This window comes from Streptomyces sp. NPDC002640, assembly GCF_053592575.1.
This window is the reverse complement of sequence record NZ_JBSFVZ010000025.1, coordinates 1-17,179: the sequence shown is the minus strand read 5'-3', so window position 1 is coordinate 17,179 and position 17,179 is coordinate 1. Positions and strand designations below refer to the sequence as shown.

Genomic DNA, 17,179 nt, shown 5'->3' with positions numbered 1-17,179 from the left:
CGCCCCCGGCACCGCGCCGCGGGGCGGGCCGGGCGGCCCGGGACACGACGGCCCGGCCCGCGCTCCCGCGAGCGTCCGGGGCCGGACTGAAGCACCGCTCCAGCCCTTCTCCAGGGCCGCGTCCGAGGGTGGGACGGGCATCGTGCACGGAACGCGCCCGCCCGCGGGCGCCGGTCGTTGGCGTCAACGAGCTTCGAGGATGAGCAGATGAGTCATGCCCAGGTGAACAGCGGCGAGGAGCAGGCCCCCACCGCCGAGGACGTCGTGGCCTTCCTGCGCACCACGGTCGCCGGCCTGCTGGACGTCGTCCCGGAGTCCGTCGCCGCCGACCGGCCGCTGCGCGACCTGGGACTGGACTCGGCGCGGACGCTGTCCCTCGCCGCGGCCCTGGCGGACCGTCTCGGCCGACCCGTGCCCAGCTGGGTGATGTGGCAGCACCCCACGATCACCGCCGTCGCCGCGCACGTCACCGGCAGTGCCGCCGCGCCGGCCGCCGCGGTCCGGACGGCGGGCGCCACCGTCGACGAGCCGATCGCCGTCGTCGGTCTCGGCTGCCGTCTGCCCGGGGGGATCGACACCCCGGACGCCCTCTGGCGGGCCCTCACCGAGGGTCTCGACGCGATCCGCGAAGTGCCCGCCGACCGCTGGAACGCCGACGCGTGGCTCGACCCCGACCCCCTCGCCCCCGGCAGGATGACCACCCGCTGGGGCGGCTTCCTGGACGACGTCTCCCGCTTCGACCCCGGTCTCTTCCACATCTCCCCCGCCGAGGCCCGGCACATGGACCCGCAGCAGCGCATGGCGCTGGAGGTCGCGTGGGCGGCGCTGGAGGACGCCCGCATCGTGCCCGGCACCCTCGCCGGCAGCCGCACCGCCGTCTTCATGGGCGCCATGGCGCAGGAGTACCACCTGGCCACCGGCGCCGATCCCGAGAGCATCGGCATCCACTCCGCCGTCGGCTGGGACAACTCGATCATCCCCGCCCGCATCGCCTACACCCTCGGCCTGCAGGGCCCGGTGATGGCCGTCGCCACCGCCTGCAGCTCCTCCCTCACCGCCACCCACCTCGCCGTGCAGAGCCTGCGCCGCGGCGAGAGCGACCTCGCCCTCGCCGGCGGCGTCAACGTCATGCTGCACCCCGACACCACCGTCGCCATGACCAAGTTCGGCGGCATGAACCCCGACGGGCAGTGCCGCGCCTTCGACGCCGCCGCCAACGGCTACGTCCGCGGCGAGGGCTGCGGTGTGGTCATCCTGCGCCGCCTGTCCGACGCCCTCGCCGCCGGCGACCGCGTCTACGCCGTGATCCGGGGCACCGCCGTCAACAACGACGGCGCCTCCAACGGCCTGACCGCCCCCAACCCGCAGGCGCAGGTGGACGTGGTGCGCGCCGCCTGGCAGGACGCGGGCGTCGACCCCCAGGACGTCTCCTACGTCGAGGCCCACGGCACCGGCACCCTCCTCGGCGACCCCATCGAGGCGGAGGCGCTGGGCGCGGTCTTCGCCGAGGGACGCGACCGGCCCCTGCTCCTCGGCTCCGCGAAGACCAACTTCGGGCACCTGGAGCCCGCCGCCGGCGTCGTGGGCCTCCTCAAGACGGCCCTCGCCCTCCACCACGGCGAACTCCCCGCCAGCCTGCACTTCGACGAGCCGAACCCGCACATCGACTTCGAGGGCGCGAAACTCGACGTCGTCACCGAGCAGCGGCCCTGGCCCCGGGCCCGGCGGCGCTACGCCGGGGTCAGCGGCTTCGGCTTCGGCGGCACCAACGCCCACGTCGCCCTGGAGGAGGCCCCGCACCGCCGGCGCCGTCTGGTGCCCGTCACCGCGTCCGGTGAGGAGGAGCTGCTGCGCGCCGTCGCCGATCCGGCCGCCCTCGCGGGGGCCGCTCCGCCGCCCGCCGACGCGGCGTCCGACGGCCACCGCGCCGTCGCGGCCGTCACCGGCCCGGGCGCCGCCGACCTCGTCGCCGGCCCGGTGCCGCCCGCGCCGCGCACACCGCTCGCCTTCTTCTTCTCCGGCCACGGCTCGCAGTGGCTCGGCATGGGCCGTGACCTGCTCACCGAACCCGCGTTCCGCACCGCCCTCGACGCCTGCGACGACGCCGTGCGGCAGTACACCGGCTGGTCGGTCGTCGAGGAACTCCTCGCCGGCTCGGACCGCTCGCGCCTGCACCGCACCGACGTCGTGCAGCCCGTCCTCTTCTCCGTGCAGATCGCCCTGGCCCGCACCCTGACCGCGTGGGGGCTGGAACCGGACACCGTCTTCGGCCAGAGCGTCGGCGAGGTCGCCGCCGCCGTCACCGCGGGTGCCCTGTCCCTCGAGGAGGGCGCCCGGGTCATCACCACCTGGTCGGCGCTCGTCGCCGAACGCGCCGACGGTCACGGCGCCGTCGTCGTCTGCGACCTCACCGTCGACGAGGCCGGCGCACTCGTCCGCGAGGCCGGTGACGGCGTCGGTGTCGCCGGTCACCTCGCCCCGGGGCAGGTCTGCCTGTCCGGGCCCACCGACGCCGTCGCCGCCCTCGAGCGCAGGCTCGCCGACGACGGTGTGCGCACCCTGCGGGTCGACATCGGCTACGCCTCGCACAGCGCCGCGCTGCGCGACCTGGCCCCCGAACTCGTCCGCCGCCTCGGCACCGTGCGCACCCGGACGACGTCCGTGCCCTTCGTCTCCACCGTGACCGCCGAACCCGTGGCGGGACACGCCCTGGACGCCGCGTACTGGGCGGCCAACATGTGCGAGCCGATGCTCCTGGCCGAGACCGTCTGCGGGCTCACCGGCGCCGGACCGGCCGCCACCCGCGGCCTGCGCATCGTCGAGATCTCCCCGCACCCCGTGGCCCGGCACTCCTTCGAACGGACCTTCACCGCCCTGGGCGACACCCGCTCCGGCGTCCTGACGACGGGCCGGCGCGACGCGCTCGCCCGCCCCTGCCTGGAGGAGCTCGCCGCCCTGCTGTGGTGCGAGGGCCACGACATCGACTGGCACGCCCTCCACGGCCGTCGGGAACGCACCGCTCTCGGGGCGCCCGTGGTCCTGACCGTCTCCGGCAGGACCGAGGAGTCCCGGGCCCGCAACGCCGCCCAGCTCGCGGACCGCCTTGCCGGGGCCTGTCTGGGCGACCTCCTCGACGTCGCCTCCACCGCGGCGCGGCACCGCACGCACTTCGAGCACCGGGCCGCCGTGACCGCCCTGTCGGCGGACGCGGCGGTGGACGGGCTGCGGGCGCTGGCGGACGGCCGCGCCCACCCGGACGTGGTGGAGGGCGCCGTGGCCGGCGGCGGCCTGGCCGTGCTGTTCACCGGCCAGGGCAGCCAGCGCGTGGGCATGGGCCGCGGCCTGTACGCGGCGTTCCCCGTGTTCCGGCAGGCCTTTGACGAGGTGTGCGCGGCGCTCGACCCGCACCTGCGCGTCCCGCTGGCGGCGGCGGTGTTCGCCGCGCCGGACAGCGCCGACGCGGCCCTGGTGCACGAGACGGAGTTCACCCAGCCGGCGCTGTTCGCGGTCGAGGTCGCCCTGTTCCGGCTGTGGCGGTCCTGGGGCGCCGCACCGGACGCGGTCGCCGGGCACTCGGTCGGCGAGATCGCGGCGGCCCACGTCGCCGGGGTTCTGGACCTGGCGGACGCCGCGCGTCTGGTCGCGGCACGCGGCCGCCTGATGCAGTCCTGCGAGCGGGGCGGCGCGATGGCCTCGGTGGAGGCCTCCGAGGCGGAGGTCGCGGAGGTCCTGGCCACCGTGACCGGCCGGGTGTCGGTGGCGGGGCTGAACACCCCCGTGCAGACCGTGGTGTCCGGTGACACCGAGGCCGTGGAGGAGGTCCGCGCCCGGTTCGCCGCCCAGGGCCGCCGCACCCGCCGGCTGGAGGTCTCGCACGCCTTCCACTCGCCCCACATGGAGGCCATGCTCGAGCAGTACGGGCAGGTCGCGGCATCGTGCACGTTCCACGCCCCGCGCGTGGCGCTGGCGTCCTCGGTGACGGGCACCTGGGCGACCGCCGGGGAACTGTCCGACCCGCGGTACTGGGTGCGGCAGGTGCGGGACGCGGTGCGCTTCGTCGACGTGGTGCGCACCCTGGAGACGTCAGGGGTGGGCCGCTACCTGGAGTGCGGTCCGGCCGCGGTCCTGTCGGCGATGGCCGCGGGCAGCGCGCAGGGCCAGGCGGTGTTCGTCGCCTCGCAGCGGGCCCCCCGGACACCGGGGGAGCCGGTGGACGAGGTGGGCGCCCTGGTGCGGGCGCTGGCCGCGCTGCACGTCTGCGGCCAGGACGTCGCCTGGGACCTGGCCCTGCCCCAGGGCCGTCCCGTGGACCTTCCCGTCTACGCCTTCCAGCAGGACCACTACTGGCTCGAGACCTCCCGCGGCGGGGACCGGCGGGCCGCGTCCTCCGCCGACGACGCCCTGTGGGACGCCGTGGGCGCGGGCGGACCCGAACGCCTCGCGGAACTGCTCGGCGCCGACGACCCCGACGACCTCGCCACCGCCCTGCCCTACCTCGCCGCCTGGCGCGAACAGCGGGACACGTCCGCCGGCACCGCCGACCGGATGTACGAGGAGGCCTGGGAGCCGTCCGCCGTCCCGGGCACCGCGCCCGCCGCGCCCGGCGCCTGGCTGATCGCCGCTCCGCCCGCCGCCCTCCCGCTCGCCGACCACCTCGCCACGACGCTGGCCGGCACGGGCGCCCGCACCCGCGTGCTGACCACCGACGACGACCGCGCCGCCCTCGCCGCGACCCTGACCGCGGCCTGCGGCGACGAGACCTTCGACGCGGTCCTCGCCCTCACCGCCGCCGACACCGCCCCCCATCCCGCGCACCCGGACGTGAGCAACGGCACCGCCCACACCCTCACGCTCGTCCAGGCCCTGTCGGACGCCGGGGTGCGGGCACCGCTGTGGCTGATCACCCAGGGCGCGGTGGCCGCCCGCCCCGACGACCCGGCGCCCGCCCCGGAACAGGCCGCCGTCTGGGGCCTCGGCCACGTCGTCGCCCTGGAACACGGCGACCGCTGGGGCGGCCTCGTCGACCTGCCCGCCGGCACCGCGCCCACCGGCCCGCTCGACCCGGCCGTCACCCGTCAACTGCTGGCCACCCTCGCCGCCCACGGCACCCCCGCCGCCGAGGAGCACACCGCCCTGCGGCCGGCCGGACGTCTCGTCCGCAGGCTGCGCCGCGCCGGGCACACCGCCGCCCGGCCCTGGAAGCCCCGCGGCACCGTCCTCATCACCGGGGGCAGCGGGGCCCTCGCCGGGCACCTCGCCCGCCACCTGGCCGCACGCGGCGCCGAACACCTCGTCCTGGTGTCCCGCCGCGGCCCGGCCGCCGACGGCGCGGCCGAACTCGCCGCCGAGCTCGAGGCCGCCGGCTCCCGCGTCACCGTCACCGCCTGCGACGTCACCGACCGGGCGGCCCTGGCCGGCCTGCTCGACCGGATCGACGACGACGCCACCCCGCTGCGCGCCGTCTTCCACACCGCGGGCGTCCTCGACGACCGCCTGCTCACCCGGCTCGACACGGCGGCCCTGGCGGCCGCCGCGGCCCCCAAGCAGACCGCGGCCGCGCACCTCCACGAACTCACCCGCCATCGCGACCTCGACGCCTTCGTGCTGTACTCCTCGGTCATCGGCGTGCTCGGCAACACCGGCCAGGCCAACTACGCGGCGGCGAACGCCGCCCTCGACGCCCTGGCCGCCCGGCGCCGCGCCGAGGGCCTGCCCGCGATCTCCCTCGCCTGGGGACCGTGGGCGGACGGCGGCATGACCCACGGCGCCGCCGAGACCCAGCTGCGCCGCATCGGCCTGACCCCCCTGCCCGTACGGCAGGCCCTGGCCGCCCTCGACGCCGCCCTCGCCGCCCGGCACACCCGGACCACGACGGTCGTCGCGGACGTCGACTGGCCGCAGGCCTCCGCCGCCTTCACGGACGGCCGCGACCGTCCCCTGCTGCGCGGCATCCCCGAAGCCGCCCCCGCCGCACCCGCCGGTCCGGACACCTCGCTGCGCTCCACCCTGCTCGACCTGCCGGAGGACGCCCGTGAGGAGCACGTCCGGCACCTGCTGGCCGTGGAGGCCGCCGCCGTGCTCGGGGTGGCCGATCCGCGCTCGCTCGACCCCGAACGCGGCTTCAAGGACCTCGGCTTCGACTCGATGATGTCCGTCGACTTCAGCGCCCGCGTCCAGCGGCGCACCGGAGTCACCACCCCGCGGACCCTCGCCTTCGACCGGCCCGACCTGGCCTCGGCCACCCGGTGGCTGCTCGAGGAACTCGCCCCCGCCACCACCGACGCCCCGGGTACCACGACGGTCCGTGCGCGCGGCGACGAGCCGCTCGCCGTGGTCGGCACCGGCCTGCGCATGCCCGGTGACGCCGTCGACCTCGACAGCCTGTGGGCCGTCCTCGCCGAGGGCCGCGACACGGTCACCACGGTGCCCGCCGACCGCTTCGACATCGACGCCTACTACGACCCGGACCCCGACGCGGAGGGCCGCACCTACACCCGTCACGCCTCGTTCCTGCGCGACGTCGCCGGCTTCGACGCGGCCTTCTTCGGCATCAGCCCGCGTGAGGCCGAACCCATGGACCCCCAGCACCGGCTGCTCCTGGAAGCCGCCTGGAACGCCCTGGAGGACGCCGGGATCCGCCCGCGCGACCTGCGGGACTCCCGCACCGGCGTCTTCGTCGGCGCCGGGGCGGGCGAGTACGGCAAGTACCGGCAGGGCGGCAGCGCCGACACCTACACCCTCACCGGCAGCCTCTCCAGCTTCAACGCGGGCAGGCTCTCCTACCACCTGGGCCTGCAGGGACCCGCGCTGTCCGTCGACACGGCCTGCTCGTCCTCCCTGGTCGCCCTGCACCTGGCCTGCGAGGCGCTGCGCGCCGGCGAGTGCGAACTGGCCCTCACCGGCGGTGTGCAGGTGCTCGCCGACCCGGGCGCGTTCGTGGGGCTCAGCCGCTCGCACGCCCTCGCGCCGGACGGCCGCAGCAAGACCTTCTCCGCCGACGCCGACGGCTACGGCCGTGGTGAGGGCGTCGGCGTGATCGCCGTCATGCGCCTGTCGGACGCCCTCGCCCAAGGCCGCCCGGTGCTCGGGGTGATCCGCGGCACCGCCGTCAACCACGACGGCGCCAGCAGCGGCATCACCGCCCCCAACGGTTCCTCGCAGCAGAAGGTCGTCCGCGCCGCGCTCGACTCGGCCGGCCTCTCCCCGGCCGACGTCGACTACGTCGAGTGCCACGGCACCGGCACCTCGCTGGGCGACCCGATCGAGGTCCAGGCCCTCGCCGCCGTCTACGGCAAGGGCCGTGAGCCCGGCAACGCCCTCGGTCTCGGCACGGCGAAGAGCGTCATCGGACACCTGGAGTCCGCGGCGGGCATCGCGGGCGTCTGCAAGCTGCTCGCCTCCTTCCGGCACGACGCGCTGCCCGCCACCGTGCGCAGCACCCCCCGCAACCCGGCGATCGCCTGGGACGACCTGCCCGTGCGCGTGGTCGACCAGCTCGAGCCCTGGCAGCGGGACGGCGGCCGTCCTCGCCGGGCGGGCGTGTCGTCGTTCGGGCTGAGCGGGACCAACGCCCATGTGATCGTCGAGGAACCGCCGGTCCGGGCGACCTCGGCTCCGGCCGCCGCAGGCGGTCGGCCGGTGCCGGTGGTGGTGTCCGGCCAGGACGAGGCCGCGCTGCGGGAGCAGGCGGGCCGCTGGGCGGACTTCCTGTCCGAGCACCCGGAGGCCCCGGTCACGGATGTCGCCGTGACCGCGGCGCGTCACCGCACGCACTTCCCGTCGCGGGCGAGCGTCGTCGCGGCTAATGCGTCCGAACTGGTCGCCGCTCTGCGGGCGTTGGCGGAGGGTGAGGCGCACGACGCGGTGGTGACCGGGCTCGCCGAACGGCGGGGCAAGGTCGTGTTCGTGTACCCGGGTCAGGGTTCGCAGTGGGTCGGCATGGGCCGGGAGCTGCTGGCGAGCAGTGCGGTGTTCCGCGAGGCCGTGGAGGCGTGTGACGCGGCGCTGCTGCCGTTCACGGGCTGGTCGGTCCGCGACGTCCTGGCAGGAGTCGAGGACGGCCACCCCGGGTTCGACCGGGTCGACGTGGTGCAGCCCGCGCTGTTCGCGATGGGTGTGGCTCTGTCCGCGTTGTGGCGTTCCCTTGGTGTCGAGCCGGCCGCGGTGGTCGGGCACTCCCAGGGCGAGGTCGTCGCCGCAGTCGTGGCCGGCGCCCTCACCCTGGAGCAGGGTGCTCTGGTCGTCGCCCGCCGCTCGCAGGCGGTCCTCGCCTGCGCCGGTCAGGGCGGCATGGCGCTTGTCGAGCGGCCGGTCGGGGAGGTGGAGGAGTTCATCGCGCCGTTCGGTGACGCGCTGTCCGTGGCGGCGGTGAACACCCCCGGCTCGACGATCGTCTCCGGCGAGGCCGAGGCCGTGGTGCGGCTGGTGGAGCAGCTGGGTGAGCAGGGCGTGTACGCGCGGAAGATCAACGTCGACTACGCCTCCCACAACGCCCAGATGGACCCCCTCCTGCCGGCTCTCGCCGAGCACTTCGAGGGGCTGGTCGCGGGGCAGGCGGCCATCCCGTTCTATTCGACGGTCACCGGCGAGGTGGCCTCGGGGCAGGAGCTGGACGGCGCCTACTGGTGCCGCAACCTGCGCCAGCCCGTCCGCTTCGACCGCGCCTTGGCCAAGCTGCTCGACGACGGCCACACCGTGTTCGTCGAGATGTCGGCGCACCCGGTCCTGGCGATGCCGTTGACCGACGCCGGCGCCGAACGCGGCGGGATCGTGGTCGGTTCGCTCAGCCGCCGCGACGGCGGACCGGGCCAGCTTCTGCGCAATCTCGGCCTCCTGCATGTCCAGGGTTACGACCTGGACTGGGACAAGGTCCTCGGCGACGCCGGCGATGCTGGTCCTGTCGCTCTGCCCACCTACGCCTTCCAGCGCGAGCGCTACTGGCTGGAGACCCCGAAGCCGTCGGGTGACGCCGGGTCGCTCGGGCTCGAGGCCTCCGCGCACCCCTGGATCGGCGCCGTCACCCCGCTCGCGGACGGTGAGGGGCACCTGGTCACCGGGCGGCTGTCGCTCGCGGACCAGCCCTGGCTGAGGGACCACACCGTCTTCGGTTCCGCCGTGGTCCCCGGCACCGGTCTGCTGGAGCTCGCCACCGCCGCGGCCCACGAGGCGGGCGCGGCGGGTGTCGCCCAGCTGACGCTGGCCGAACCGCTGGTGGTCGACGACCCGGTGCGCATCCAGGTCACCGTCGGCGCACCGGACACCGCGGGCCGGCGCACGATCGCCGTCCACAGCAGCGCCGACGGGGCACACGCCGAATGGACCCGCCACGCGAGCGGGGAACTGCGGGACGCCGCAGCGCCGGTTCCCGCGCCCACCACGGACCCGGTCTTCGCCGAGCTGCGCGGCTGGCCGACGGCCACCGCCGCGGCCGAGCGCGTACCACTCGACGGCTTCTACGATCGCTTCGCCGCGCAGGGCATCGACTACGGCTCCGTCTTCCAGGGACTGACCGGACTGTGGCGCAAGGGTGACACCGCCTACGGCACCGTCCAGCTGCCCGCGACGGCCTCCGCCGACGCCTTCCTGCTCCACCCGGCGCTGCTGGACACCGCGCTGCACGTCATGCGGTCCGTGACCGCCGCCCCCGGCGAGCCGGAGACGGAGGGCGCACTGCTGCCCTTCGAGTGGAGCGACGTGGAGCTGTACGCCGCCGGCGGCGCGGACCTGCGCGTCCGTATCGACGTGCTGCCTCCCGAGACGGGCGACCGGCGCTCGGAGGAAGGACTCCGGATCCGGCTCTGGGCGTGCGACACGACCGGCGAACCCGTCGTCCGGATCGGCGCGCTCCACCTGCGCCGGGCCACCGCGGCGCAACTGCGCGCGGCGCGCGGGGCCGCCGACGGACTGCACCGCCTGGAGTGGCGTCCGGTGCCGGCGTCCCGTCCCCAAGGACCGGCCGCGTCCGCCGTTCTCGGCGGCACCGGTGCGCTCGCCGGGCTGCTGGGCCTGCCCTGCCTCGCCGACACCGACGAGCTCGCGGCCCTGCTGGGCGCGGAGAGCGGCGCACCCGCCCGTATCGTCGTCGACGCCACCGGCCGCCCCCCGTTCGACAGCGGGCCGGAGGCCGCCTACCGGGCCACCGAGCACGCCCTCGCCCAGCTCCAGACGCTCCTGGCCGACGAGCGGCTCACGGCGACGGAACTCGTCTGGGTGACCCGGGGCGCCGTGTCCGCCGTGCCGGACGACCGGCTCGACGGACTACCCCACGCGCCTCTGTGGGGTCTGCTGCGCTCGGCCCGGGCCGAGCACCCCGAGCGCGGGCTGCGCCTGATCGACCTCGGCCCCGACGACACGGACCGGGACGGCCTCGTCCGCGCCCTCGCCACCACCGGGGAGCCCGAGCTGGCCGTCCGGGCGGGCGAACCGCGTGCCGCACGCCTGACCCGCGCCGACGCCGTGTCGGACGGCGTGTCCGACGCGGCGTCCCCGCGGCCGCTCGATCCGGACGGCACCGTCCTGATCACCGGCGGCACGGGCGAACTCGGCCGGGAGACCGCCAGGCACCTGGTACGCCACCACGGTGTGCGCCACCTGGTGCTCACCTCCCGCCGGGGCCCCGAGGCACCCGGCGCGTCCGAGCTCATCCGTGAACTGGAAGAAGAAGGTGCACAGTGCGTACGAGTGGTGGTCTGTGATGTCGCTCGGCGAGATGACGTTGCGCAAGTGCTCGGTCTTGCTGCGCAGGATCACCCGTGGACGGCGGTCCTGCACCTCGCCGGCGTCCTGGACGACGGCACCGTCCTCGGCCAGGACGCCCAGCGGCTCTCCCATGTGATGACCCCGAAGGTCACCGGCGTCCACCACCTCGACGAGCTGACCCGTGACCTGGACCTCGCCGCCCTGGTCCTCTTCTCCTCCGCCGCGGGCACCTTCGGCACCGCCGGACAGGGCATCTACGGCTCGGCCAACGCCTACCTGGACGCCTTCGCCGTCCGCCGCCGGGCGGAGGGCCGCCCGGTCACCAGCCTCGCCTGGGGCCTGTGGCACCAGGCCGGCGTCGGCATGACCTCCCATCTGGGCACGGTCGAACTCGAGCGCATGCGGCGCCAGGGCATCGCGCCGCTGCCGTTCGACACCGGCCTGGCCCTCCTCGACGCGGCGCTGGCCCGACCGGCGGACAGCCTCGTCCCGGTCAAGCTCGACCTGCGGGCCGTCCAGCGGCAGGCGGACCGCGGGGACGACGTTCCCGCGCTCTTCCGGGCACTGGTGCGGCCCCGGCTGCGCCGCGCGGGCGGGCCGGGCGACGCCACGACCGGTCAGGGCGGCCTGCGCGAGCAGTTGCTGGCGGCTCCCGCGGAACAGCGGGCGGAGCTGGTCACCGCCATGGTCCTGCGTGAGGTCGCCACCGTGCTCGGCATGTCGGAGACCGGCTCGCCGGCGCCGGACCAGGTGCTCAAGGACCTCGGCCTCGACTCGCTGATGGCGGTGGAACTGCGCCGCCGTCTCGCCGCGGAGAGCGGCCTGTCCCTGCCGGCGACCCTCGCCTTCGACTACCCCACCCCGCAGCACATCGCCGGGCTGATCCTCGACCGGATGAAGCTGCCCGTGGCCGACTCCGGTACCGCCGACGCGGCCACGACGGCCGGCACGGACGACCCCGAGGCCCTGCTCGGCTGGGCCCTGCAGCGGCTCTCCGCGGACCGGCTCCACGCCAGCGGCCTGCTCGACCGCCTCGTCGAGCTGGCCAACGAGCAGGCCCCCGGCACCGCGGATCCCGCGGCCGCGGCCGTGGCCGTGCCCGTCGCGGCCACGGCGGGAGGCGAGGAACGCTCGGTGGACGACATCAACGCCGAACTCAACGCACTGTTCGAGGCGTCGGGTCTCGACAGGGACTGACCGGGGGACGCCGACGCGAAAGCGCCGATGAGGCAGGGGCCGAGCACCCGTCGGTCCCTGCCTCACCTCTGCCGAACACCAGGTCATGTCGACTGCCGCTCAAGTCCCGAACGGTTGGGTGGTGGAGTCCCTGGTCTGCTCTCCGGGACGCCCGATCTCCCGCGGTGACAGTGCAGAGAGGCTCGAAGGTGTCGATGTCGAACCAGAACGCAATGGAAGCCGCACTCCCCGCGATCCGGGCACTGCAGAAGCGGGCATCGGAACTGGAGGCCCGCCAGGCACGACAGCGGGAACCCATCGCGATCGTGTCGATGGCGTGCCGGCTGCCGGGCGGGATCGACACGCCGGAGGCGTTCTGGGAGCTGCTGGCGGCGGGCGGTGACGCCGTGGGCGGGCTGCCGTCGCGCTGGGACGGGCTGAACCTGTTCGACGCGGATCCGGAGGCCGTCGGCAAGAGCTACGCCCGCGAGGGCGGCTTCCTGGCCGACATCGAGAACTTCGACGCCGCGTTCTTCGGCATCTCGCCGCGCGAGGCGCTGTCGATGGACCCGCAGCAGCGGCTCGTCCTGGAGACCTCCTGGGAGGCCCTGGAGCGCGCCGGCATCAGGCCCGCGTCGCTGGGGGAGAGCCGCACCGGCGTCTACCTCGGGACCATGAGCTCGGACTACGGCGACCTGGGCCGGGACCTCGACGCTCTCGACGGCTATGTGAGCACCGGCAAGGCATCGAGCGTGGTCTCGGGCCGGGTGGCCTACACCCTCGGCCTCCAAGGACCCGCCATCACGGTGGACACGGCCTGCTCCTCGTCGCTCGTGGCCGTACACCTCGCCGTGCAGGCCCTCCGCCAGGACGAGTGCGACCTGGCACTCGCCGGCGGCGTGACCCTGATGAGCGCTCCCTCCTTGTTCGTGGAGTTCTCGCGGCTGAAGGGGATGGCGGCGGACGGGCGGTGCAAGTCCTTCTCGGCCGCGGCGGACGGTGCCGGCTGGGCCGAGGGCGTGGGTGTCCTGGCGCTGAAGCGGCTGTCGGCCGCGGAGCGGGACGGCGACCGCGTCCTGGCCGTCATCCGGGGCTCGGCGGTGAACCAGGACGGCCGCAGCCAGGGCCTGACCGCCCCGAACGGGCCGTCGCAGCAGCGGGTCGTGCAGGCCGCGCTCGAAGCGGCCCGGCTGTCGCCGGCCGACATCGACGCGATCGAGGCGCACGGCACCGGCACGTCGCTGGGCGACCCGATCGAGGCCGGTGCCCTGGCCGAGGTCTTCGGGCCGGGACGGCCGGAGGACCGGCCGGTGTGGCTGGGCTCGTCGAAGTCCAACATCGGGCACGCGCAGGCCGCCGCGGGTGTGGTGGGGGTCATCAAAATGGTCCTCGCCCTCGAGCACGGAACGCTGCCGAAGACGCTGCACGCCGATCAGCCGAGCCCGCTCGTGGAGTGGAAGGACAGTGGGCTGGAGCTGCTGCAGGAGGCCCGGCCGTGGACGCAGGACGCGGAGCGCGTCCGCCGCGCGGGCGTGTCGTCGTTCGGGCTCAGCGGCACCAACGCGCACGTGGTGCTGGAGGAGCCGCCCACCGCCGCCGAACCGGCGGACCCTAGGACGCCGCACGACGGCACCCCGCTGCCGGTGGTGGTCTCCGGCCGGGACGAGGCCGCGCTGCGCGAGCAGGCCGGCCGCTGGGCCGACTGGCTCTCACGGCACCCTGAGGCGCCCGTCGCCGGCGTGGCGGTCACCGCCGCCCGACACCGCGCCCACTTCGAGGCACGGGCGAGCGTCGTTGCGGCCGATGCGTCCGAACTGGTCGCCGCTCTGCGGGCGTTGGCGGAGGGCGAGGCGCACGACGCGGTGGTGACCGGGCTCGCCGAACGGCGGGGCAAGGTCGTCTTCGTCTACCCGGGTCAGGGTTCGCAGTGGGTCGGCATGGGCCGGGAGCTGCTGGCGAGCAGTGCGGTGTTCCGCGAGGCCGTCGACGCGTGTGACGCGGCGCTGCTGCCGTTCACGGGCTGGTCGGTCCGCGACGTCCTGGCAGGAGTCGAGGACGGCCACCCGGGCTTCGACCGGGTTGATGTTGTCCAGCCCGCGCTGTTCGCGATGGGTGTGGCTCTGTCCGCGTTGTGGCGTTCGCTTGGTGTCGAGCCGGCCGCGGTGATCGGGCACTCCCAGGGCGAAGTCGTCGCCGCAGTCGTGGCCGGCGCCCTCACCCTGGAGCAGGGCGCTCTGGTCGTCGCCCGCCGCTCGCAGGCGGTCCTCGCCTGCGCCGGTCAGGGCGGTATGGCCCTCGTCGAACGACCGGTCGCGGAGGTGGAGGAGTTCATCGCCCCGTTCGACGGCGCCTTGTCCGTGGCCGCGGTGAACACCCCCGGCTCGACCATCGTCTCCGGCGAGGCCGAGGCCGTGGTGCGGCTGGTGGAGCAGCTGGGTGAGCAGGGCGTGTACGCGCGGAAGATCAACGTCGACTACGCCTCCCACAACGCCCAGATGGACCCCCTCCTGCCCGGGCTCTCCGAGCAGTACGCGGGGCTCGTTCCGGGCCGGGCGACCATGCCCCTCTACTCGACGGTCACGGGCGACATCGCCACCGGACCCGAGCTCGACGGCGCCTACTGGTGCCGCAACCTGCGCCAGCCCGTCCGCTTCGACCGCGCCCTGGCCAAACTCCTCGACGACGGCCACACCGTGTTCGTCGAGATGTCGGCGCACCCGGTCCTGGCGATGCCGCTGACCGACGCCGGCGCCGAACGCGGCGGGATCGTGGTCGGCTCCCTCAGCCGCCGCAACGGCGGACCCGAGCAGCTTCTGCGCAACCTCGGTCTCCTGCACGTCCAGGGCTACGACCTGGACTGGGACAAGGTCCTCGGCGACACCAGCGGCGCTGGTCTTGTCGCTTTGCCCACCTACGCCTTCCAGCGCGAGCACTTCTGGATCGAGACGGCGAAGCCGTCCGGCGACGTCCGCACCGTCGGCCTGGAAGTGTCGGACCACCCCTGGCTCGGAGCCGCCCTCGGCCTCGCCGACGGTGAGGGACACCTCCTCACCGGACGCCTCTCTCTGACGGACCAGCCCTGGCTCGGTGAGCACGCCGCCTTCGGCACCGTCCTCGTCCCCGGCACCGGCCTCCTCGAACTCGCCCTGACCGCCGGCCACCACGTCGGCGCCGAACGCGTCTCCGAGCTCACCCTGCTGGAGCCGCTCGTCCTTCCCGAGGACGGGGCGGTTCGTCTGCAGGTCGTCGTCGGCGCGGCCAACAGCGAGGGCCAGCGTCCGATCACTCTCTACAGCCGCACCGAGGACGCTTCGGACGACACTCCCTGGCGCACCCACGCCACCGGCGAACTCACCGAAACCACCAACACCACCGACGGCTTCGAAGAACTGGCCCAGTGGCCCGTTCCCGGCGCCGAGGCGATCGATCTCGGCGGCTTCTACGACGCCTTCGCCGCCCGCGGCCTCCACTACGGCCCCGCTTTCCAGGGCCTTACCGAACTCTGGCGCAAGGGCAACACCGCCTACGGTCTGGTCCGCCTCCCCGAGGGACTCAAGACCGACGGCTTCGGCATTCACCCCGCCCTCCTCGATAGTGCCCTCCACACCCTCATGGGCGTCCAGAGCGCCGACGCTGTGAGTGACGGAACCGTCCTGTTGCCGTTCGAGTGGAACGACGTCGAACTCCACGCCACCGGAGCCGACGAGGCGCGCGTGGCGATCGAGCTGGACGAGGCGGATTACACCGTGCGCGTCACGGTGGTCGATCAGTCCGGCCGCCCCGTCGCGCACGCCGAAGGCCTGCGGCTCCGGGAAGCCACTGCGGAGCAGGTGCGTGTGGGTGGGTCGGTCGAGCACGTCTACCGGGTGGAGTTCCGGCCAGTCCGCGCCGCCGACGCAGAACCCGAGCGGGACACATGGGTACTGGGCGGTGACGGGACACTGGCCCGTGCCCTGGACGCCCAACCGGTCACGGACCTCGACGACCTGACCGAGACCCCCGAGCGGATCGTGGTGGACGCCACCACCCCAGCCACCACCGATGCCCTCGCCGCCACCGCCTCCGCGCTGCAGACCGCCCAGCAGTTGCTGGCCGACGACCGCCTCGAGAACACGGAACTCGTGTGGATCACCCGCGGCGCGGTCGACGCCGGGGACGGTGTCCAGGACCTCGCCCACGCCCCCCTCTGGGGCCTGATCCGCGCCGCGCGGGCCGAACACCCCGACCGCACCATCCGACTCGTCGACATCGACACCTCCGACGGCACGCTGCTGCTCGATGCCCTCGCGCTGACGGACGAACCGGAGCTGGTCGTCCGTGACGGCGAGGTCCGCACCGCCCGCCTCACCCCCGTCACCACCACCCCCGCCCAGGACGGTCACGCACGCCTCGACCCCGACGGCACCGTCCTGATCACCGGCGGCACCGGCGAACTCGGCCGCGAGGTCGCCCGCCACCTCGTGACCCGGCACGGCATCCGCCACCTCGTCCTCACCTCCCGACGCGGCCCCGACGCCCCCGGCATCCCCGACCTGATCGACGACCTCACCACCACCGGCGCCGAAACCGTCCAGGTCATCGCCTGCGACACCGCCGACCGCGATGCCCTCCGCGACCTGCTCACCGACCCCGCCCACCCCTGGACCGGCGTCTTCCACCTCGCCGCCGTCCTCGACGACGGCGTCCTGGCCGCCCAGACCACCGAACGCCTCACCACCGTCTGGACACCCAAAGCCACCGGCGCCACCCACCTCGACGAACTCACCCGCGAACTCGCCCCCGACCTCGCCGCGTTCATCCTCTTCTCCTCCGCCGCAGGCGTCCTCGGCGGCGCCGGCCAGACCAACTACGCCGCCACCAACACCTACCTCGACGCCCTCGCCACCCGCCGCCACACCGACGGCCTCCCCGCCACCAGCCTCTCCTGGGGCCTCTGGCAACCCTCCGGCGGCACCGGCCTCACCGCCACCCTCGGACAAGCCGAACACGCCCGCCTCCGCCGCAACGGCATCACCCCCCTCACCAGCCCCCAAGCCCTCACCGCACTCGACCTGGCACTCGAGCAGAACACCGTTCCCCACCTCGTGCCGGTGAAGCTCGACCTCACCGCCCAGCAACGTGCCGCGGACGACAAGCCCGTCCCCGCGCTCTACCGCTCCCTGGTGAGGAACCGCCGCAGGCGTGCGGGGGAGGGCTCGGGCGAGTCGTCGTCCGGGCTGCGGGGACGGCTCGCCGCGCTGCCGGAGACCGAGCAGCTGGCCGAGCTCACCGCGCTCGTCCGCCGCGAGGCAGCCGTCGTCCTCGG

Annotated in this window: 1 protein-coding gene and 1 pseudogene; both read left to right on the top strand. The window is 74.8% G+C overall.

The annotated features are described in order from the left end of the window. Positions 1-207: 207 nt before the first annotated feature. Positions 208-11,895, top strand: a complete 11,688-nt coding sequence (locus tag ACWD3O_RS27470; protein ID WP_451417723.1) for an SDR family NAD(P)-dependent oxidoreductase — start codon at positions 208-210, stop codon at positions 11,893-11,895. A gap of 290 nt (positions 11,896-12,185) precedes the next feature. Then, positions 12,186-17,179: pseudogene (locus ACWD3O_RS27465) on the top strand (type I polyketide synthase); the annotation flags it as partial.